At 72.7% G+C, this 20447-nt stretch carries 20 protein-coding genes and 1 pseudogene; 7 read left to right on the forward strand and 14 right to left on the reverse strand.

Annotated features, from left to right (window positions below):
* Nucleotides 1-115: 115 nt before the first annotated feature.
* The 4 genes from HA073_RS00730 to HA073_RS00745 are packed head-to-tail and all read left to right on the forward strand — an operon-like array spanning nucleotide 116 to nucleotide 3511.
* The gene (locus HA073_RS00730) at nucleotides 116-871 is read left to right on the forward strand and encodes an amino acid ABC transporter ATP-binding protein (protein WP_030504151.1); all 756 of its coding nucleotides are present in this window, start codon (nucleotides 116-118) and stop codon (nucleotides 869-871) included.
* Nucleotides 872-923: 52 nt separating this feature from the next.
* The gene (locus tag HA073_RS00735) at nucleotides 924-1802 is read left to right on the forward strand and encodes a glutamate ABC transporter substrate-binding protein (protein ID WP_043325728.1); all 879 of its coding nucleotides are present in this window, start codon (nucleotides 924-926) and stop codon (nucleotides 1800-1802) included.
* A gap of 36 nt (nucleotides 1803-1838) precedes the next feature.
* On the forward strand, nucleotides 1839-2546 hold the full coding sequence (locus tag HA073_RS00740) for an amino acid ABC transporter permease (RefSeq protein WP_043325733.1): 708 nt from the start codon (nucleotides 1839-1841) through the stop codon (nucleotides 2544-2546).
* Complete coding sequence (locus tag HA073_RS00745) at nucleotides 2543-3511, forward strand: amino acid ABC transporter permease (RefSeq protein ID WP_166455477.1); 969 nt, start codon at nucleotides 2543-2545, stop codon at nucleotides 3509-3511. The genes HA073_RS00740 and HA073_RS00745 overlap by 4 nt, the downstream gene beginning before the upstream one ends.
* Before the next feature lie 56 nt (nucleotides 3512-3567).
* Here HA073_RS00745 and rny read toward each other — a convergent pair whose 3' ends face one another.
* The 9 genes and pseudogenes from rny to HA073_RS00785 form a co-directional block, all read right to left on the reverse strand.
* Nucleotides 3568-5334: a ribonuclease Y gene (rny, locus tag HA073_RS00750; RefSeq protein ID WP_030504155.1), complete on the reverse strand. Its 1767-nt coding sequence runs from the start codon at nucleotides 5332-5334 to the stop codon at nucleotides 3568-3570.
* Nucleotides 5335-6053: 719 nt separating this feature from the next.
* On the reverse strand, nucleotides 6054-6299 hold the full coding sequence (locus HA073_RS30395; protein ID WP_240925450.1) for a 3-keto-5-aminohexanoate cleavage protein: 246 nt from the start codon (nucleotides 6297-6299) through the stop codon (nucleotides 6054-6056).
* Nucleotides 6300-6365: 66 nt separating this feature from the next.
* Nucleotides 6366-6758 (reverse strand): 3-keto-5-aminohexanoate cleavage protein, encoded by a 393-nt coding sequence (locus HA073_RS30400; protein WP_281604940.1) that lies wholly within the window; start codon nucleotides 6756-6758, stop codon nucleotides 6366-6368.
* Nucleotides 6759-6846: 88 nt separating this feature from the next.
* Entirely contained in the window at nucleotides 6847-7539 is a 693-nt protein-coding gene (locus tag HA073_RS00760) for a regulatory protein RecX (protein ID WP_166455478.1), read from the reverse strand.
* 11 nt (nucleotides 7540-7550) lie between these two features.
* The gene (gene recA, locus HA073_RS00765; RefSeq protein ID WP_013284729.1) at nucleotides 7551-8600 is read right to left on the reverse strand and encodes a recombinase RecA; all 1050 of its coding nucleotides are present in this window, start codon (nucleotides 8598-8600) and stop codon (nucleotides 7551-7553) included.
* 185 nt (nucleotides 8601-8785) lie between these two features.
* The gene (locus tag HA073_RS00770; RefSeq protein ID WP_030504158.1) at nucleotides 8786-8986 is read right to left on the reverse strand and encodes a DUF3046 domain-containing protein; all 201 of its coding nucleotides are present in this window, start codon (nucleotides 8984-8986) and stop codon (nucleotides 8786-8788) included.
* Nucleotides 8977-10289, reverse strand: a pseudogene (locus HA073_RS00775) (MFS transporter). Before HA073_RS00775 ends, HA073_RS00770 begins: the two are co-directional and overlap by 10 nt.
* 67 nt (nucleotides 10290-10356) lie before the next feature.
* Nucleotides 10357-11499, reverse strand: coding sequence for an acyl-CoA dehydrogenase family protein (locus HA073_RS00780; protein WP_166455480.1), 1143 nt, complete (start codon nucleotides 11497-11499; stop codon nucleotides 10357-10359).
* A 20-nt stretch (nucleotides 11500-11519) separates the two neighbouring features.
* A complete protein-coding gene (locus tag HA073_RS00785) occupies nucleotides 11520-11978 on the reverse strand; it encodes a hypothetical protein (RefSeq protein WP_166455481.1) in 459 nt (152 codons plus the stop codon).
* Between the two features lie 148 nt (nucleotides 11979-12126).
* On the opposite strand from HA073_RS00785, the gene HA073_RS00790 reads away from it, so the two are divergent.
* Nucleotides 12127-12777: a 4a-hydroxytetrahydrobiopterin dehydratase gene (locus HA073_RS00790; protein WP_166455482.1), complete on the forward strand. Its 651-nt coding sequence runs from the start codon at nucleotides 12127-12129 to the stop codon at nucleotides 12775-12777.
* Nucleotide 12778: 1 nt separating this feature from the next.
* Here the strand turns inward: HA073_RS00790 and HA073_RS00795 are convergent, their stop codons facing one another.
* Together HA073_RS00795 and HA073_RS00800 are read right to left on the reverse strand one after the other, a co-directional pair.
* Nucleotides 12779-13477: a UdgX family uracil-DNA binding protein gene (locus HA073_RS00795; protein WP_166455483.1), complete on the reverse strand. Its 699-nt coding sequence runs from the start codon at nucleotides 13475-13477 to the stop codon at nucleotides 12779-12781.
* 81 nt (nucleotides 13478-13558) lie between these two features.
* Nucleotides 13559-14896, reverse strand: a complete 1338-nt coding sequence (locus tag HA073_RS00800) for an aminotransferase class I/II-fold pyridoxal phosphate-dependent enzyme (RefSeq protein WP_166455484.1) — start codon at nucleotides 14894-14896, stop codon at nucleotides 13559-13561.
* Nucleotides 14897-14934: 38 nt separating this feature from the next.
* On the opposite strand from HA073_RS00800, the gene HA073_RS00805 reads away from it, so the two are divergent.
* Nucleotides 14935-16182: a bifunctional pyridoxamine 5'-phosphate oxidase family protein/GNAT family N-acetyltransferase gene (locus HA073_RS00805; RefSeq protein ID WP_113971765.1), complete on the forward strand. Its 1248-nt coding sequence runs from the start codon at nucleotides 14935-14937 to the stop codon at nucleotides 16180-16182.
* Nucleotides 16179-16841, forward strand: coding sequence for a leucine efflux protein LeuE (gene leuE / locus HA073_RS00810; RefSeq protein ID WP_043325749.1), 663 nt, complete (start codon nucleotides 16179-16181; stop codon nucleotides 16839-16841). Before HA073_RS00805 ends, leuE begins: the two co-directional genes overlap by 4 nt.
* 61 nt (nucleotides 16842-16902) lie before the next feature.
* Here the strand turns inward: leuE and HA073_RS00815 are convergent, their stop codons facing one another.
* From HA073_RS00815 to HA073_RS00825, 3 genes are all read right to left on the reverse strand, one after another.
* Nucleotides 16903-17832, reverse strand: coding sequence for a sporulation protein (locus HA073_RS00815; RefSeq protein ID WP_166455485.1), 930 nt, complete (start codon nucleotides 17830-17832; stop codon nucleotides 16903-16905).
* Between the two features lie 156 nt (nucleotides 17833-17988).
* Entirely contained in the window at nucleotides 17989-19053 is a 1065-nt protein-coding gene (locus HA073_RS00820) for a hemolysin family protein (RefSeq protein ID WP_043325753.1), read from the reverse strand.
* Nucleotides 19050-20405 (reverse strand): hemolysin family protein, encoded by a 1356-nt coding sequence (locus HA073_RS00825; RefSeq protein ID WP_043325755.1) that lies wholly within the window; start codon nucleotides 20403-20405, stop codon nucleotides 19050-19052. Before HA073_RS00825 ends, HA073_RS00820 begins: the two co-directional genes overlap by 4 nt.
* Nucleotides 20406-20447 lie beyond the last annotated feature (42 nt).

Here is a 20447-nt window from a genome sequence, read left to right on the forward strand (position 1 = left end):
TGACCGGTGTTACCGCTCCGTGACCATCTGAGTTGCGTACTGCCACATCACCCCGCCTACAGTTGCCCAACCGGGGGTCGATCGACCCCCAATTCCGGCATGGACGACAGGGACGGTGGACGACGTGACGACGGGCGACCCGCTGATCGTGCTCGACGGGGTCAACAAGTGGTTCGGGCCGCTGCACGTGCTCGACGACGTGTCCCTCTCCGTCGGCCGGGGCGAGGTGGTCGTGGTGATCGGCCCGTCCGGCTCCGGCAAGTCGACGCTGTGCCGCACGATCAACCGGCTGGAGCCCATCGACAAGGGCACCATCACGTTCGACGGGCAGCCGCTGCCGGCCGAGGGCAAGCCCCTGGCCAAGCTGCGCAGCGAGGTCGGCATGGTCTTCCAGTCGTTCAACCTCTTCGCCCACAAGACCATCCTGGAGAACGTCACGCTGGGGCCGGTCAAGGTGCGCAAGGAGAAGCCGGCCGCCGCCCGCGAGCGCGGCCTGGCGCTGCTCGACCGCGTCGGCATCGCCAACCAGGCGGACAAGTACCCGGCGCAGCTCTCCGGCGGTCAGCAGCAGCGGGCGGCGATCGCCCGCGCGCTGGCCATGCAGCCCAAGGCGATGCTCTTCGACGAGCCGACCAGCGCGCTGGACCCGGAGATGGTCGGCGAGGTGCTGGACGTGATGACGTCCCTGGCGAGCGAGGGCATGACCATGGTCGTGGTGACCCACGAGATGGGCTTCGCCCGGCACGCCGCCAACCGGGTGGTCTTCATGGCCGACGGGCAACTGGTCGAGGACGCGCCGCCGGCCGAGTTCTTCGCGAACCCGCGCAGCGAGCGGGCCAAGGACTTCCTCTCCAAGATCCTCACTCACTGAGCGTCCGTAGTTGGAGTCGTCCCGGCGGCTCCGTCGAAGAAGGAGATTGAGTATGCGTTACAAGCGCGTGGCGGCGGTTGCCGCGGCGGCGACTCTGGCGCTCGGCCTGTCCGCCTGCGGTGGCGACAGCGACGACGAGGGCACCGGCGCCGGCAGCAAGGACTTCGCGGCCGGCAGCACCATGGAGCGGCTGAGCAAGGCCCAGAAGATCAAGGTCGGCACCAAGTTCGACCAGCCGGGCTTCGGCCAGAAGGGCCTGTCGGGCAAGCCGGAGGGCTTCGACGTCGAGGTCGCCAAGCTGATCGTGAAGGCACTCGGCATCCCCGAGGACAAGATCGAGTACGTCGAGACGCCGTCGAAGGTCCGCGAGGACGTCATCGTGAACGGCACCGTCGACCTGGTCGCGGCCACCTACACGATCAACGACAAGCGCAAGGAGCGCATCGCCTTCGCCGGGCCGTACTACGAGGCCGGCCAGAACATCATGGTCCGCAAGGACGAGGCGGCCATCACCGGCCCCGACTCGTTCAAGGACGGCACCAAGAAGGTCTGCTCGGTCACCGGCTCCACCCCGGCCGAGGAGATCAAGAAGTACGTCAAGGACGTCGGCACGCAGCTGGTGCTCTTCGACACCTACGACAAGTGCCGCGACGCCCTGAAGGGCAAGCAGGTCGACGCCGTCACCACCGACAACGTCATCCTGCTCGGCTACATCGCCAAGGACGAGGCGTCCTTCAAGATGGCCGGCGACAACTTCACCAAGGAGCCCTACGGCATCGGTGTCAAGAAGGAGGACACCGACTTCCGTAACTTCATCAACGACACGCTCGACAAGGCGTTCCAGGACGGCAGCTGGAAGAAGGCGTGGGACGACACCGCCGGCAAGTTCGGCGCCACCCTGGGCGACCCGCCCGCCGTCAACCGCTACTGATCCGCTAGATCCGGAGGGTGGGGAGGAAACCGACCCGTGAATGTGCTCATCGACAAGTTCGACGTCTTCGCGGGCGGGTTCTGGCTCACCCTCCAGATCTGCTTTCTCGCCGCGATCGGCGCCCTGATCCTGGGCGCCGTCGTGGCGGTGCTGCGAATCTCGCCGGTGCCGCCGCTGCGCGCGGTCGGCACCACGTACGTGAACATCTTCCGTAACCTGCCGCTGACAGTGGTGCTGTTCTTCGCCGCGTTCGGCCTGCCGGCGCTGGGCTCCAACGCCGACTTCCTGCGTATCCCGGGCCTGGATTCGATCTTCAGCCGGCTCGGCACCGACCTGCCCTACTTCCGGTTCGGCCTGATCGCGCTGGTCCTCTACACCGCCGCGTTCGTCTGCGAGGCCCTGCGCTCCGGCGTGAACGCGGTGCCGCCCGGGCAGGCCGAGGCGGCGCGTTCGCTGGGCCTCACCTTCGGCCAGAACCTGCGGCACGTCGTGCTCCCGCAGTCCTGGAAGGCCTCGGTGGTGCCGCTCGGCTCGGTCATCATCGCGATGATCAAGAACTCCGCGCTCGTCGGCTTCTTCGGCGTGGTCGGTGACCTCTCGCAGACCGCCGATCAGCTCACCTCCGCCGGCGGCTACCCCTTCATTCCGGTGGCGATCGGCATCTCCGTCGGATACCTGATCATGACGGTCCCGCTCGGCGCCCTGCTGGACCGGATCGAGAAGCGACAGGCGGTGGCCCGATGAGCCAGCAGACCAGCGTCCTCTACGACGTTCCCGGGCCGCGCCAGCGACGCGTCACGCTCATCAGCAGCCTGGTCGCCGTCGTGGTGGTGCTGGCCGGCGCCTACCTGTTCATCTACCGGCCGCTTGCTGACAAAGGCCAGTTCTCGATGGAGCTGTGGGGGCCGCTGGTCGACCCCTCGAACGAGAACTTCCCGCTCGTCTGGGACCGGATCGGGTACGGCCTCAAGAACACCCTGATCGCCGCCGCGCTGGCCATCGTCTCGTCGCTCGTCGTCGGCACCCTGCTCGCCGTCCTGCGGATCCAGCTCAAGAGCCTGACCCGGCGGCGCTTCACCGGAGCCGCCGCACCTGTGGCGTACCTGCTGCGCGGGCTGAGCTGGGTGCTGGCCGCCGTGACCCGGGTCTGCGTCGAGGTGTTCCGCGGCCTGCCGGTCGTCATCACCATCTTCTTCGTGGCGCGCGGCTTCCCCGAGTTCGGCGCCTCGTTCGACAACCTCTGGTACCTCGTCATCGGCCTGACCATCTACAACTCCGTGGTCATCGCCGAGATCCTGCGCTCGGGCATGGAGGGCCTGCCCTCCGGGCAGGCCGAGGCGGCCTCGGCGATCGGGCTCTCCCCGTTCCAGACCACCGGGCTGATCCTGCTGCCGCAGGCCTTCCGGATCATGCTCCCGGCGCTGATCAGCCAGCTCGTGGTGGTGCTCAAGGACACCTCGCTGGGCTTCATCATCAGCTACGAGGAGACGCTCAACATCGGCAAGCAGATCATCGGCGTCCTGGGCAACCCGATCCAGGTGTACGTGGTGATCGCCGTGCTGTTCATCGTCATCAACTACTCGCTGTCGAAGCTGGCCCAGTACGTCCAGCACCGGCTCTCCCAGGGCCGCAAGAGCGCCGGCACCCCGGCGCCGGCCCCGCCACCGGCCGCGCTCACCTCGCAGGCCGAGGGTGCCGGCGGCGTCTGACCCGCCACACGTGAAAGGGCTGGCCGTGAACGGCCAGCCCTTTCGTGTTCCCCGGTCTAGCGGGCGATCTCGGTGACCCGGGACTCGCGCACCACAGTCACCCGGATCTGACCCGGATAGGTCAGCTCCTCCTCGATCTGCTTGGCCACGTCCCGGGCCAGCACCGCCGCGCCGATGTCGTCCACGTCGTCCGGCTTGACCATCACCCGGATCTCCCGGCCCGCCTGCATGGCGAAGACCTTCTCCACGCCCAGCTTGCCGGCCGCGATCTCCTCGATCCGCTCCAGCCGCTTCACGTACGCCTCGAGGCTCTCCCGCCGCGCGCCCGGCCGCCCGCCCGAGCAGGCGTCCGACGCCTGCGTCAGCACCGCCTCGATGGTCTGCGGCGGCACCTCGTTGTGGTGCGCCTCGATGGCGTGCACCACGTCCTCGCTCTCGCCGTACTTGCGGGCCACGTCCGCGCCGATGATGGCGTGGCTGCCCTCCACCTCGTGGGTGAGCGCCTTGCCGATGTCGTGCAGGAACGCGCACCGCTTGATCGTCGGCACGTCCAGCCGCAGCTCGGCCGCCATCACGCCGGCGATGTGCGCGGTCTCCACCAGGTGCTTGAGCACGTTCTGCCCGTACGACGTCCGGTAGCGCAACCGGCCCAGCAGCGTCACCAGTTCCGGGTGGATCTCGGTGATGCCGACCTCGACCAGCGCGTCCTCGGCGGCCCGGTGGCACAGCTCCTCCACCTCCTGCCGGGCCAGGTCGTAGACCTCCTCGATCCGGTGCGGGTGGATCCGGCCGTCCAGGACCAGCTTCTCCAGCGTGACCCGGCCGACCTCCCGGCGTACCGGGTCGAAGCAGGACAGCAGCACCGCCTCGGGCGTGTCGTCGATGATCAGGTTGACGCCGGTGACCGACTCGAAGGCGCGGATGTTGCGCCCCTCCCGGCCGATGATGCGCCCCTTCATCTCGTCACCGGGCAGGTGCAGCACGCTGACCACGCTCTCCGCGGTCTGCTCGCTGGCGACCCGCTGGATGGCGTCCACCACGATGTTGCGGGCGCGCTGCTCGGCGCTACCCCGCGCGTCCGCCTCGATCTCCCGGACCAGCAGCGCGGCCTCCCGCTTCGCCTGCCCCTCGATCGACTCGACAAGCTCGGCGCGGGCCGCGTCGGCGGTCAGGCCGGCCACCCGCTCCAGCTCCCGGCGGCGCTGCTCCTCCACCTCGGTCAGCGTCCGCTCCCGCTCGGCCAGGGCGGCCTCCCGGGCGGCGAGCGCCGCGGTGGCAGCGGTGAGCTGCCGTTCCCGCTCGGCCAGCCGCTCCACCTCCTCGGTGTGCAGCCGTTCCCGCTCGTCCATCCGGGCGGCCCGGCGTTCCACCTCGGCCGCCTGCTCCCGGGTGGTGGCGGCCAGCACCGCCACCTCACGCTCGCCGCTGCGCCGCGCGGTGGCGCGCAACTGCTCGGCGTCCGCCTCGGCCTGCTTGTGCGCGCGCTCCAGCACGGTGTCCGCCTCGGCGCGGGCGTCGTCGAGCACCCGCCGCGCCTCGGCCCGGGCCGCCTTCGCCTCGGCCTTCGCGGCGGCCGCCTCGGCACGCGCCGCCGCGGCCGCTGACTTCGCCACGTCGATGGTGCTGTTCGCCTCGCTGGCGGCCGTACGCAGCGCCGCGAGGGACTGCTCCTGCCGGTCCTTCTCCGCGATGAAGGCCGGATCCTCCGGCGCGGGCGCCAGGCTGAGCCGCTTGAGGGTACGCACGCCGAACAGCACGGCGCCGACCACCACCACGACGAGCAGCAGCACCACCACGAGGAGAACGATGTCGAAGGCGCTCATCGAACCGCTCCGCCGGCCCGGCCGGCGTTGCCGGCTCGTCGATACCCGGTGGCCGGGCTGTCGCCCGCCGATGCGGGGTCGGGGCCGTGTGGCAGACCGCCGGTGAACCTGTGCCGCCCCGCCATGGCCGCCTCCCCCTGAACGTCGGCGCCGCAGGACACGCGCGAAGGACACGCGCCTGCGGCTCTGTACGCCCGACCGGAGCGGCTGGTTCTGGGCAGCTTTCCGTCGGCGGTGACCCGCGAGGGGCACCGCTGGCGGCCGGTTGCAGTTGTCGGAGGCCCCGAAAGGTTCCGGAGCTTCCGTCAAGGGCCGGTGTAGCTGGCCAAAGTGATGCTGTTCTGTTACGAGATCTATGTTGTGCGCTTAGCCTGCGCTGGTCGGGCAAAGTGAGCCTGTATGGCGAGGCTAGGTCGCGAGGGGCCGTTCGGTCAAGAAGTCATGATCAAACCACCCGGACGGAGAGAAGTTGCAGCGTCACTCAGTGGTGATCAGATGCCGGACAGGCCCGGACAAACCTCGCCGTCCGACACCGCCCCTCGCCGCTCCCGACCTGCTCAGGCCACCTCCCCCATCGACGCCGCGCACCACTCCCCCGCACGATCATGAGGTTGACGGGCGCGATCATGAAGTTGGCCTGGACAAAACGGACGGGAAGTGCCGTCAACTTCATGATCAACGGGGCAGGGGCGGTCGGGGTGGGTGGGTCAGTGGGTGGGTCAGTGGGGGGCGAGGGTGCGGGCTGTGGTTACCAGGGTGGCGTTGTCGCGGGCCTGGGTGCCGTCGGGCAGCAGCAGCGTGTCCTCCAGGCCGATCCGGGTGTGCAGACCCCGGCGGACCGCCTCGGCGTAGACCGGCCAGGTGGCGGGCCCCTCGCCGTGCAGCAGCACCGGCGGGCGCTGGTTGGGCAGCGCGGCGAGGATCGCCGCCGCGTCGGCGAGCGCCGTCTCGACCTGCTCGGCCATGCACTCGACCAGGATCCGCCCGGTGGGCGCGGACCAGCGGCCCCAGGCGTCGACCGCCGCCGGCGTCTACAGGCCGGCCTCGACCATCACGCCACGCTCGTGCAGGGCGGCGGCGACCTGGGCCGCCCCGGGTTCGTGGGCGTTGACCGAGGCGAAGTCGGGCAGCACCGTCCAGGCGCGGACGGCGGCGACCCGCTCGGCCGGGTCCGGGACGATCCAGGCGCCGGTGCTCACGCCCACCGGCAGGCCGGGACGGGAAGCCCGGATGGCGGTGACCGCAGCGGCGATCACCGCCGGGTCGAGCGACTCGGCTCCGGCGTCGTCGCGCGGGTGCACGTGCACCGCCGCCACCCCGGCGGCCGCGCAGCGCACCGCGTCGGCGGCCAGTTCGGCCGGGGTGAGCGGCACGGCGGGGTGCTCGTCCCGCCGCCGGGTGCCGTTGAGACACGCCTTCAGCACGGTGTGCGCCTCCCCTCGGGACGGCGGCCGCGACACCGACCGCCGGTCGGTCGGTCAGTCGGTCAGTCGACGGCCGGTCGGCGGTCGGTCAGTCGAGCCGGCGGGAGTCGAGATCGTGCTCGGCGTCGGCCATCGCGTCGGCGTCGATGTGCTCGGCGAACTCGGCCGCCTCGGCACTCTGCGCGGCCAGCGCGTCCTTCACCGCCCGGATCGCCACCCCGGCCGGATAGCCCTTGCGCGCCAGCATGCCGACCAGACGCCGGAACACCGCGTCCGGCTCACCCCGGGTGCTGCGCAGTTTGCGGTCCACCAGGGCACGGGCGGTCTCCGCCTCGGTCTCCTCGTCCAGGTCGTCCAGGGCAGCGCCGGCCACCTCGCCGTCGACGCCGCGCTGGCGCAGCTCGTTGGCGAGCGCCCGGCGGGCCAACCCGCGGCCGGTATGCCGGCTGCTCACCCAGGCACGGGCGAAGGCCGCGTCGTCGACGATGCCCACCTCGTCGTACCGGTCGAGGACCTGCTCGGCGATCTCCTCGGAGATGCCGCGCCGGGCCAGCGCGCCGGCCAGCTCGGCCCGGGTGCGCGGGCGCACCGCGAGCTGCCGAAGGCAGATCTCCCGGGCCAGCTCGGCCTCGTCGCGCGGCGGAGCCGGAGCTTCCCCTGCGTCGGACTCCGCCGCGCGATCACGGCGTCCCCGGCGGGGCCGGGGCGTACCTGTGGCGTCGCCCGTACGGGGAGGACTGGCATCCCAGCCCCGGCCCGTACGGGCGCGTCGTCCTGCCACGGGTCAGCGGATCAGAAGTCGACCGGCGGCAGTTCCGGGCCACCGGCGGCGTCACCGGCACCACCGGTGCCGACGCCGAGCTTCTCCAGGATCTTCTTCTCGATCTCGGCCGCCACGTCCGGGTTCTCGCGGAGGAACTCGCGGGCCTTCTCCTTGCCCTGGCCCAGCTGGTCACCGTCGTAGGTGTACCAGGCGCCGGACTTGCGGATGATCGCCTGCTCCACGCCGACGTCGATCAGCGAGCCCTCGCGGGAGATGCCCTTGCCGTACATGATGTCGAACTCGGCCTGCTTGAACGGCGCGGCGACCTTGTTCTTCACGACCTTGACCCGGGTGCGGTTACCGACCACGTCGGTGCCGTCCTTGAGGCTCTCGATGCGGCGCACGTCGAGCCGGACCGAGGCGTAGAACTTCAGCGCCCGACCACCGGTGGTGGTCTCCGGGCTGCCGAACATCACGCCGATCTTCTCGCGGAGCTGGTTGATGAAGATCGCGGTGGTGCCGGTGTTGTTGAGCACACCGGTGATCTTCCGCAGCGCCTGGCTCATCAGCCGGGCCTGGAGGCCGACGTGGCTGTCGCCCATCTCGCCCTCGATCTCGGCGCGCGGCACCAGGGCCGCCACCGAGTCGATCACGATGATGTCGATCGCGCCGGAGCGGACCAGCATGTCGGCGATCTCCAGCGCCTGCTCGCCGGTGTCCGGCTGGGAGACCAGCAGGGCGTCGGTGTCGACGCCGAGGGCCCGCGCGTACTCCGGGTCGAGCGCGTGCTCCGCGTCGATGAACGCGGCGATGCCGCCGGCCCGCTGGGCGTTCGCGACCGCGTGCAGCGCGACTGTGGTCTTACCGCTGGACTCCGGACCGTAGATCTCGACCACCCGGCCGCGCGGCAGACCGCCCACGCCGAGCGCCACGTCGAGCGCGATGGAGCCGGTCGGGATGACAGCCGTCTGCACGACGGGCCGCTCCCCCAGCCTCATCACCGAACCCTTGCCGAACTGCTTGTCGATCTGAGCGAGAGCAAGGTCGAGCGCCTTCTCCCGGTCAGGCCCTGCTGCCATCGTTGCCACCCCTGCCTTCGCCGGCGTCTTTCCTGAGCTTCGCGTCACGCGGGACACGCTAGGCGCTGGGTCCGACAGAAAACCAGCCGACGGGCCGTGAGCTGTGGACGAGCACCCCGCTGTGGACAATAGCCGAACAGGTGTACGACTGGGCAAGCGACACGCGGGATCGATGAAAAGGCTGCTCAGCGTAGTCGGGCGGGCACCCGGTCGGGGTACGCGGCGACCACGGCGCGCCATACCACGTGCGTTTGCTCACCGGCCGCGAGCGCCTGCTCGATGGTCCGCCCACCGAGCTGGGACAGCACCTGGTCCCGGGCGATGCTGGCCGCGTAGCCGGGCCCGAACGCCTCCTCCAGCCGCGTCCAGAAGTCGGTCAGCCGCACGTGTTCAGTCCTCCTCGTCGAGTGGCGCCGGGCCGGGACGGCGCAGCGCCAGCGCCACCAGCGGCACCACGGCGATCGCCGCCAGCAGGGTGAGCGTCGGGTACCCCACGGCCCGCATCACGAACCCGCTCGCCGCCGCGGCGCCCGCCCCGGCCAGCCCCATGAGCAGGTCGGACAGCCCCTGCACACCGGGCCGGTCGGCGGTCGGCACCGACTCCGACAGCAGCGTCGAGCCCGCCACCATCGTGCCCGACCAGCCCAGCCCGAGCAGCGTCAGCCCCACCGACAGCGATGCCGTGTGGTGCCCGGCGGTGCCGGAGACCGCGCACGCGGCCAGCAGCAGCGCCACCCCACCGAGGATCACCGGCCGGCGGCCCACCCGGTCGGTGAGCCATCCCACCACCGGCGACAGCGCGTACATGCCGGCGATGTGCAGGCTCAGCACCAGGCCGACCACCGGCAGCACGTCCTCGTCGGAATGCCACTCGCCGAGGTGCACCGGGGTCATCGACATGACAGCGACCATCACCAGGTGCCCCACCGCGACAGCGGCGATGCCGAGGCGGGCGGCCGGCCGCCCGCGTACCGTGCGCCACGCGGCGACCATGCCACCGCGGCGGGTGACCGCCGGCGCGGCGCCCGGCGCCGGCTCGGCCGCCGCCAGCCGGCGCGCGGTGAGCAGCGGGTCCGGCCGCAGCAGGACCAGGAGTACGACGGCGGTCAGCGTGAACGCGACGGCGCTGAACGCGAACGGGCCGGACAGCGCCGGCAGGCCCCAGCCCCGGGTGGTCTCGTCGGCGAGCGCGGCGAAGTTCGGCGCGGCCACCGCGCCGATGGTGGTGGCCCACACGACCAGCGAGAGCTGCCGCCCCCGGCGCTGCGGCTCGGCCAGGTCCACCGCCGTGTAGCGGGCCTGGAGGTTGGCCGCCGTGCCGCCGCCGAACAGCAGCATGCCGACGAAGAGCAGCGGCACCAGGCGCGTCACGGTGGCGACCACCACCAGCACGCCGCCGACCGCGCCGACCGCGTACGCGAGAACCAGGCCCGGTCGCCGGCCACGCGCGGCCATGAGCCGGGTGACCGGGACGGCGAGCAGCGCGGCGCCGACCACCCCGGCGCTCTGCGCGAGCCCGGCCAGGGCGGTGCCGGCGACCCGGGCGGCGAGCAGCGCGCCCACCGAGATGCCGATGGTGACGCCGATGCCGCCGATGATCTGGGTGAGGAACAGCAGCCGGACGGTACGCCGCTGGATGCCGGCGACGTCGGGCCGGGGCGGGGCCGGCGCGGTCAGGTCGGTGGACATGCGCGCTCCTGGTGGGACGGGTGCCCCATCCTCCCGCACCGGCCCGCCCGGCCGGCACCCGGTTTCGCTACAGGCCGAGGCCCCGGCCGATGATCTCCTTCATGATCTCGGTGGTGCCGCCGTAGATGGTCTGCACGCGGCTGTCCAGCCACGCCTTCGCCACCGGGTACTCCGCCATGAAGCCGTAGCCGCCGTGCACCTGCACGCACCGGTCGGCCACCTTGGTCTGCAGCTCGGTGGTCCACCACTTGGCCTTCGCCGCGTCGGTCACCGACAGGCGGCCCGCGTTGAACTCGGCGACGCAGTGGTTGACGAACGTGCGCGCGATGGTGACCTCGGTGTCCAGCTCGGCCAGCAGGAACCGGTTGTGCTGGAACCGGCCGATCGGCCGCCCGAACGCCTCCCGGGAGCGGGCGTACTCGATGGTGAGCGCGAGCAGCTTCTCGCAGGCCGCCACCGCGGCGACGGCGATGCTCAGCCGCTCCCGGGGCAGGTTGGCCATCAGGTGGTAGAAGCCGTGGTTCTCGGTGCCGATCAGGTTCTCCGCCGGCACCCGGCAGTCGTCGAAGAACAGCTCGGCGGTGTCGTTGGCCTTCAGGCCGACCTTGGCCAGCCGGCGGCCCCGGCTGAAACCCGGCGTGCCGCTCTCCACCACGACCAGGCTCACCCCGTGGGCACCCTGGTCCGGCGCGGTCTTGACCACCACGACCACCAGGTCGGCCATCTCACCGTTTGTGATGAAAGTCTTCTGCCCGTTGAGGACCAGGCTGTCGCCGTCGCGCACCGCGCCGGTGCGGATGCCGGCCAGGTCGCTGCCCGCGCCCGGCTCGCTCATCGCGATCGCGGTGACCAGGTCGCCGGAGCAGAAGCCCGGCAGCCAGCGCTTGCGCTGGTCGTCGGTGGTCAGCTCGGTCAGGTACGGCGCGACCACGTCGTTGTGCAGCCCGAACCCGAGGCCCGAGCACCCGGACGCGACGATCTCCTCGTCGAGCACCGCGTTGAACCGGAAGTCGCGCTGCCCGCCGCCGCCGTACTCGGGGTCGACGTCGGGGCCGAGCAGCCCGGCCGCGCCGGCGGCCCGCCACACCTCCCGGTCGACGATCCCGTCGGCCTCCCAGCGCTCGTGGTGCGGCACCGCCTCCCGGGTCAGGAACCGGCGGCACAGGTCACGGAACTCGTCGTGGACGGGTTCGTAGAGATGCTGCTCCATGCCGGCAAGTCTGGCACCGCTCACCCGCCCTGGACAGAGACGAGCGCCGCTCGCAGCCGGCGCTCCCGCCAGCCGGTGCGTACGGCCACCGCCAGCACCACGACCAGGGCGAGCCCGAACCCGGCAGCGGTCGCTTCCCACCCGATGCGGAGCGCGAGCACGATCAGCGGGCCGAGCAACACGACGCCACCGGCCGCCCCGAACAGCGCGCCCCGGCGTATCGCGGCGAGGTTGTCCGCCACCGCCGCACGCCCCTCCTCGTCGGCGGGCGGTTCGCCCCGCCGCAGCGCGGTCTCGGCGATCGCCCAGGCGGCGGCCCGCTCCGCCTCGGCGCCGCGTGGTTTCTGAAGCCAGTTCACCCCGAAGAACATGAACCCGTAAATCACCGCGCCCAGCCCGGCGCGGACCACCGCGACCTGCACGGACCCGTCCCGCTCCCAGAGCCGGATGGCCAGCCACACGGCTCCGGAGAACGCCATGGAGGTCACGTAGGGGCCGGGAGCGCCGAACCGGAGAAGCTCCACGCGAGGCCGGGGTTCCGCCATGCCGGAGCCGTACCCACACGCACCGTTGGGCAATCCTCTATGGAGGGTGGCGACCGGGCGAAGCGCAGGCCAGGATGGCCGGATGGGCACACTCACGGGGAAGCAGGTGGCCGAGGCCGGGCTGGACGGGTGGACGTACCTGCTGGGGGCGTTGCAGACGCGCATCCGTACCCCCGATTTCGCGGCCGGGCTGGCGCTGGTGGCCGCGGTGGGCGCGGAGGCCGAGCGGGTCGATCATCATCCCGATCTGGACCTGCGCTACACCCACGTGGACGTGCGGCTCTGGTCGCACGACGCGGGCGGGGTGACGCAGCGTGACCTGCGGCTGGCCCGGTTCGTCTCGGGGCTCGCCGCGGACTCCGGGCTGACCCTCTCGGCCGCCGGGCTGGCCCGGCTGGAGCTCGCGCTGGACACCCCGGAGCACGCGGCGGTGCTGCCGTTCTGGCGGGCGGTGCTGGCGCCTGGCGCGCCGCCCGGCCCGGGCGCCGACGAGGTACGCGACCCGGACGGCGTGCTGCCCACGGTCTGGTTCCAGCGCTCCGGCCGGGACGAGCCCCGGCAGCGGTGGCATCCGGACGTGTGGGTCGACCCGGCCGAGGTGGACGCGCGCATCGCCGCCGCGCTGGCGGCAGGCGGGACGCTGGTCAGCGACGCGGAGGCGCCGAGCTTCTGGGTGCTGGCCGACCCGGACGGCAACCGGGTGTGCCTGTGCACCTGGCAGCAGCGCGCCTGACTCAGCGCAGCGCCTTGGCGGCCACCTTCAGGTCGGCGACCAGGCCCTCGTACGCGACGTCCTGGTTGTCGGCGCGCAGCACCGCCGACGGGTGGATGGTGGCGAGCAGCCGGGCCGCCGGGGCGTCGGCGACCGCGCCCGTCCGGTCCACCGGCACCCGTTCGAAGTCCTCCGGGCGCTGGGCGGCGGCGGGCCAGGGCAGCAGCTCGCCGCGTTGCTTCGTCACCCGGAAGCTCGGGCCGAGCAGCGCCTTGGCGGCGGTGGCGCCGAGCACCACCACGATCTCCGGGCGCAGCCGGGCGAACTCGGCGACCAGCCAGGGCCGGCAGGCGGTGACGTGCACCCGGTCCGGGGTCTGGTGGATGCGCCGCTTGCCGCGCAGCTCGAACCGGAAGTGCTTCACCGCGTTTGTGAGGTAGATCTGGGCGGGGTCGAGCGCCGCGTCGTCGACGGCCTTGCGCAGCAGACGCCCGGCCGGGCCGACGAACGGCAGGCCCTTCTGGTCCTCGATGTCGCCCGGCTGTTCGCCGACGAAGACCACGCGCGCGTGCTCGTCGCCGCGGCCGAAGACGGTCTGGGTGGCGTCCCGGTACAGCTCGCAGCCCCGGCAGTCGCCCGCCGCGGCGCGCAGTTCGTCGATGGTGTCCGCCGACGGCGGGATGAACTCCTGCGCTCCGGGTGCGCTCTCGGTCTCGGCCATGCCGATCGTTCTACCCCGTCCGGCGGCGCGCACGCGAGTGGCCCGCCGCGCTCGCCCGGAGGTGTTAAGAAGGGGCCCTTCCTATACCGAATGCGTTAAGAAGGGGCCCTTCCTTCCGGCGGTGAGCGCGTCGGCGAGCGCGGGGATGTCGGCCTCGTCCAGCGCGCTCACCGAGACGCGCACGGCGGGCGCGGCGGCGATCCGGTACAGGCCGCCGGGCGCCACGGCCCATCCGGCGTCGCGCAGCGTCGTGACCGTCACCGTCTCGTCGGGCACCGGCACCCAGACGTTGATCCCGGTACGCCCGTGCGCGGCCACCCCGCGCGCGGCAAGCGCGGCCACCAGCCCGTCGCGCCGCCGGTCGTAGCTGTCCGCCGCGCGCCGTACCAGCCCGGCGGTGGCCGGGTCGCGCCAGAGCGACACGACCAGCCGTTGCAGCACCGTGGACACCCAGCCGGCGCCGACCCGCGCCCGGCCGGCCACCCGGGCCACTGTGGCCTCGTCGCCGGCCAGCACCGCGAGCCGCAGGTCGGGCCCGTAGGGCTTGCTCACCGACCGGACGAACGCCCACGCCGGTGTCGCCCCGGCGAGCGGGCTCAGGGGTACGCGGGCCAGCTCGGCGGCGTGGTCGTCCTCGATCAGCAGCAGGTCGGCGCGGCCGTCCAGCAGCGTCCGCAGCGCGTCGGCCCGGTCGGTGGAGACGGCCGCGCCGGTCGGGTTCTGCGCCCGGCTGGTCACGACGAGCGCCCGGACCCCGGCGGCCAGCGCCGCGCGGACCCCGCCGACTGTGGGGCCGTCGTCGTCCACCGGCACCCCGACGGTACGCAGCCCGAGCGCGGCGATCAGGTCGAGCAGGTTGGCCCAGCCCGGGTCCTCCACCGCCACCGCGTCGCCGGGGCGCAGGTGGGCGGCGAGCAGCCGTTCGATGCCGTCGAGCGCGCCTCCGGTGACTGTGAGCTCGCCGGGCGGCACCCCGTCCGCGGCGAGCCGGTCCCTCGCCAGGGCGGCCAGGTCGGGCAGCACGGCGTCGGTCGCGTACCCGCCGGGGGGTCCGATGTCGGCGGCGAGCGCGGCGAGGTGCGGCCCGAGCGGGGGCAGCAGCCGGGGGTCGGGCTGGCCAGCGGAGACGTCGCGACCGCCGGGCAGCGGCGGGGGCAGCAGCGCGGCGCGGCGGGTGCCCACCGGTGGGCGGGGGCGGACCCGGGTGCCGTGCCGGCCGGCGGTCGCGACCAGGCCACGTTGCCGCAGTTCCTGGTACGCCTTCGCGACGGTGGCCGGACTGACGCCGAGGTCGGCGGCGAGCGCCCGGACGGCGGGCAGGGCGTCGCCCGGGGCGAGCGCGCCGCTGCGGATGCCCGATTCGACGCTGGCCGAAATCGCGGCGGAGGTCGAGCCGGTGACCTGATAATGTGCTGCCACAGTTTTGGAATTGTACTAGAACAAAGGTGGGATGTCACATGTACCCTCCGACCCCCCGCACCACGGCCAGCCGCGTCCGCGACCGGATGCGCTACGACGCGGCCACCGCGCACGCGCTGCTCGACGAGGCGTACCACTGCGCGCTGTCGTTCACCGTCGACGGCGAGCCGCGCGTCCTGCCGACCCTGCACGTGCGCGTCGGCGACACGCTCTACCTGCACGGCTCCACCGGCAGCCGGCCACTGCTGGCCGCCCGGGGCGAGGCCGGGCTGCCGGTCTGCGTCGCCGTCACCCACCTCGACGGGCTGGTCTACGCGCGGTCGCAGTTCCACCACAGCGCCAACTACCGGTCCGTGGTGGCGCACGGCACCGCCCGGCTGGTCGAGGACACGGACGAGAAGGCGGCGGTGATGACCGCGCTGATCGAGAAGGTGGCCACCGGGCGCTCCGCCGAGAGCCGCCCGCCGAACCGGCGCGAGCTGGCCGAGACCGCGGTGCTGGCGCTGCCGCTGCGGGAAGTGTCGGTACGGGTGCGCACCGGCGGAGTGAACGACGACCCGGCCGACGAGGCGCTGCCGTACTGGGCCGGTGTGGTGCCGCTGCGGCTCACGCCGGGCCGCCCCGAGCCCGCCCCCGGGGTGAGCGCGCCGGTGCCGGCGTACCTGCGGGCGGCCCGCTCGCCGTGGCACGAGCCGGCGGTGCTGCGCGGCGAGCACGTGGTGCTGGAGCCGCTCGACCTCGCCCACGCCGACGAGCTGCACGCCGCCACCGACGACCCGCAGGTGTGGCAGCACCTGGGCGGTACGCGGCCGGCCGACGCCGACGAGATGCGCCGGGTGATCGGCGGCTACCTGGACGCGCAGGAGCGCGGCGAGCAGGTGTGCTGGGCGCAGCGCTGCGCCACCACCGGCGCGGTCATCGGCACCACCTCGTACTACGAGATCGACCCGGTACGCCGGTCGCTGGCGATCGGCTACACCTGGCTGGGCCGCCCCTGGTGGCGTACCGGCGTCAACACCGAGGCGAAGCTGCTGCTGCTGGGCCGGGCCTTCGACGAGCTGGACGCGGTGCGCGTGGTCTGGCACACCGACATCCGCAACGAGCGCTCCCAGCGGGCCATCGAACGGCTCGGCGCGAGCCGGGAGGGCGTGCTGCGGCAGCACAAGCAGCGCGCCGACGGCTCCTGGCGGGACACCGTGCAGTACTCCATGCTCGCGCAGGAGTGGCCGAGCGCACAGGCCAGCCTGCGGGAACGTCTTCGCGCGGCGGCCCCCGTGGCGTCATGATGTCCGGCGTGCTGGGGATCACCGACATCTGGACGTACGTGCTGGGCACCGTGGCGATCGTGCTGCTGCCCGGACCGAACTCGCTCTTCGTGCTGGCCACCGCCGCCCGCCGGGGCGTGGCCACCGGTTACCGGGCCGCGGCCGGGGTGTTCGTCGGCGACGCGGTGCTGATGTTCCTCTCCGCCGCCGGGGTGGCCTCGCTGCTCCAGGCGTACCCGCCGCTCTACCTGGTGATCAAGTACGCCGGCGCGGCGTACCTCGGGTGGTTGGGGCTGGCCATGCTGCGCGGCGCGTGGCGGCGCTGGCGCGACCGCAACGACCCGGCCACGCCGCGCCTGATCGACGAGGTCGAGCCGGCCGGGCCGCAGGAGCCGTTCCGGCGGGCGCTGGTGATCAGCCTGCTCAACCCGAAGGCGATCCTGTTCTTCGTCTCGTTCTTCATTCAGTTCGTCGACCCCGGGTACGCCTGGCCGGCGCTGTCGTTCCTGCTGCTCGGGCTGATCGCGCAGGTCGCCAGCGCGCTCTACCTGACCGCGCTGATCTTCACCGGCACGTTCCTGGCGGCCCAGTTCCGGCAGCGCCGTCGGCTGGCCGCGACCGGGACCACGGCGGTGGCGATGCTGTTCCTCGGCTTCAGCCTCAAGCTCGCCGCCGGCTGAGGTGTAAGGAAGGGCCCCTTCTTAACGCCTCCGGTAGAGGAAGGGCCCCTTCTTAACAAGATCACGTGCCGTCGCCCCCACCGCCACCGCCGCCGATGCCCGCGCCGCCGGCCGTGCCGCCGAGCCCGTAGCCGGGCGCGACCGGCCGGTCGGGCGGGCGGCTGACGTGCGCCGACTCGCGGATCGTGGCCGACCAGTCGGCGTGCGCCGCCGCGGCCGCGTGCCGGTCGATGGCGTGCCGCAGCCAGCCGTCCACAGTCGCCACCCAGTCCCGCTGGTCGACCCCGGCGTGCCAGATCCGGAACCGGCTGATGCTCTGGTGGGTGATCCCGGCCAGGGAGAGCCGCCGGTCCAGCCAGAGCAGCACCTCCATGCCGGCCGAGTCGGTCAGCATGATCACTTCGAGTTCGGTCATCGGGCCGGCGTAGAGCGGGGCGGCCCAGAAGCCGTACCACTGCTGGAACGGCAGCGTCTGATCCACCCCCGGCAGGCGTCCCTCGCGCAGCCCGGCCTGCCGGATCGCGAAGCCGAGCGTGTCCAGCGCGGCGAGCACGTGCTCCTGGGAGGGCAGCGGGTGGATCAGCACCGGCACCATCGCGCCCTGGTCGACCTCCGGGTCCACCGACACCTCGGTACGCAGCCCGGTACGCAGGCTCAGCAGCGGCACCCCGCCGTACGTGGTCACCGGTGACTCCCACGGCAGCGGCACGGCGAACTCGACGGCGCGCCGTCGTCCGGCCGGCACCACGAACCGGCCCGCGATCGTCCACGTCTGGAACTGCACCAGGCGGCGCGGCGCCTCCGGGTCCTCCGGTTCGACCTGGGTGACCAGGCCGAGCCGGATGTGCCGGACCGGTACGTCCGATCCGCCGGCGCTGAGCGTCACCCGGCCCGGCAGGCGCAGGCCCGGCCGGGTGCTCGGATTGGGCAGGGTGGTGCTCACGGAGAGCCCGGTCCAGGCGGAGTCCCGCGACACCCCGGTCAACCGCATGCCGGGGCATTCCCGCTGCCCGCCGGGCCATGCCCGACCGAAGCGGACGCCGGACGCCGGCTGCCGGACGCCGGACGCCGGGTGCCAGACGCCGCAACGGACGCCGGCCCGGCGAGGTGGTCTCCCACCTCGCCGGGCCGGTACGGATCATGACGGTCAGCGCATCCGGCGGCCTCGCGGCACCGGGTCGGTCTCGTCGTCGAACTCGCCGATGACCTCCTCCAGGAGGTCCTCCAGCGCGACGAACCCGATCGGCCGGGTCGGCCCGCCACCGTTGCTCACCAGCGCGAGCTGCGCCTGCTGCGCCCGCATGGCGGCCACCGCCTCGGTCACCGACGCCTCGGCCGGCAGCGTGAAGGCGTTGGTCATCAGCTCGTCCGCGGTCGCCGGGCGGCCGGTGGTGACGGCACGCACCGCCTCGCGTACGTGCACCAGGCCGCACACCTCGCCACCGGCGTCGACCACGGCGAGCCGGGACCGGCCGCTGTCGCGGGAGACGTGCTCGATCCGCTCGGCGGTCTCGTCGCGGCCCACCGTGACGATCCGGTCGAACGGCTCCATCACCTGCGCCACAGTGGTGCCCTGAAGCTCCAGCATGCTGCTGAGCAACTGGTGCTGCTCGGCGCCGAGCAGCCCGTGCTCCCGGGACTGCTCCAGCAGGATGCGCAGCTCGTCCGGGCCGTGCACCTGGGCGAGCTGGTCCTGCTGCTGCACGCCGAACAGCCGCAGCATCGCGTTGGCGAGCCCGTTGAGCACGGAGAGCACCGGCCGGACGATCCGGGCGAAGGCCCGGAACGGCAGCGCCAGCAGCGTCGCCGAGCGCTCGGCGTCGGTGATCGCCCACGACTTCGGGGCCATCTCGCCGACCACCAGGTGCAGGAACGTCACCAGGGACAGCGCGAACACCAGCGCCACCACGTGACTGGCCGCGGTGGGCAGGCCGACCGCGTGCAGCAGCGGGCTGATCAGCCGTTCGATGGCCGGTTCGGCCAGCGCGCCCAGGCCCAGCGTGCACAGCGTGATGCCGAGCTGCGCGCCGGCCAGCATGAGGCTCAGCTCGCGGACGCCGTCGAGCGCCGCGCGGGCGGCCCGGCCGCCACCGGCGGCCGACTGCTCCAGCCGGTACCGCTTGGCCGCGACGAGCGCGAACTCGGCGGCCACGAAGAATCCGTTGAGCGCGAGCAGCACCACGGAGAAGAACAACGCGAACCCGGGGGTCATGCCGCACCCTCCCCGGACACGTCGGCGGTGGACCTCAGCCGTACCGAGTCGGCCACGTGCCGGTCCACGGCGAGCACCTCGACCAGCACCCGCGGGCCGGAGGCCGGCTCGTCGCCGTCGGCGGCGACCGGGATCTCCAGCCGGTCACCGACCTCGGGCACCCGGCCCAGCTCCCGCATCACCAGACCGGAGAGCGTGTCGTACTCGGGCGCCTCGGGCAGCTCGATGCCGGTGCTGTCGGCGACCTCGTCGATGCGCCAGCGCGCCGGGACGACCCAGGAGCCGTCCTCCTGCCGCGCCGCGGCCCGGTCCGGCGGGTCGTCCTCGTCGCGGATCGGCCCGACCAGCTCCTCGGCCAGGTCCTCCAGCGTGATCACGCCGGCGAAGCCGCCGTACTCGTCGACCACGCAGGCGAGCTGCCGGTGCCCGGACCGCAGCCGGTCGAGCACCGTCGGCAGCGGCAGCGTCTCGGGCACGAGCAACGGGGGTACGGCCACCGCGTCGACCCGGGTGGTCGCGCGCTGCGCCGGGGGCACCCCGAGCACGTCGGCGATGCCGACCACGCCGATCAGGTCGTCGACGCCCTCGGCGCCGCGCACCGGGAACCGGGAGTGGCCGGTGTCCAGCAGCTCGACGATGCGGCTGACCGGCTCGTCGGCCCGCACGGTGTGCACGTCGACGCGGGGCACCATCGCCTCGCCAGCGGTCAGCTCCCGGAAGTCCAGGCCCCGGTCCAGCAGGTCGGACATCTCGGCGTCGAGGTGCCCCTCCTCCCGAGACTCGGCGATGATCTGCTCCAGGTCCTGCGGGGTGGCGCCGCTGGGCAGCTCCTCGATCGGCTCGATGCCGATGCGGCGGAGCAGCCGTACCGCGGCCCGGTCGAAGAGCGTGATCAGCGGGCCGGCGATCTTCAGGTACATCAGGGTGGACCGGGACAGCGCCCGGGCCAGCGGCTCGGCGCGGGCGATGGCCAGGTTCTTCGGGGCCAGCTCACCCAGGACCATCTGCACCACTGTGGCGATGACCAGGGCCAGCGCCACCGACAGCGGCAACGCCACCGCGCTGGAGATGCCGGTGAGGCCGAGCAGGTCGGCCAGCCCGGCGCCGAGGAACGGCTCGGCGACGTAACCGACGAGCAGGGCGGTCACGGTGATGCCCAGTTGGGCGCCGGACAGCATGAACGAGAGCCGCGCGGTGACCTCCAGGGCCCGGGCCGCGGCACGATCGCCACCGTCGGCGAGCTGCTTGAGCTTGCCCCGGTCCACGGCGACGTAACCGAACTCCTGGGCCACGAAGTAACCGGTGGCGGCGGTGAGCACGATGATGAGAAGGAGACCGACGAGGATCAGCACGGGAGGTTCAGTGCTCCCGGGGTCGTCGGGGAGGGAATTCGC

Source organism: Micromonospora sp. CMU55-4, from assembly GCF_011602315.1.
Lineage (GTDB): Bacteria > Actinomycetota > Actinomycetes > Mycobacteriales > Micromonosporaceae > Micromonospora > Micromonospora chalcea.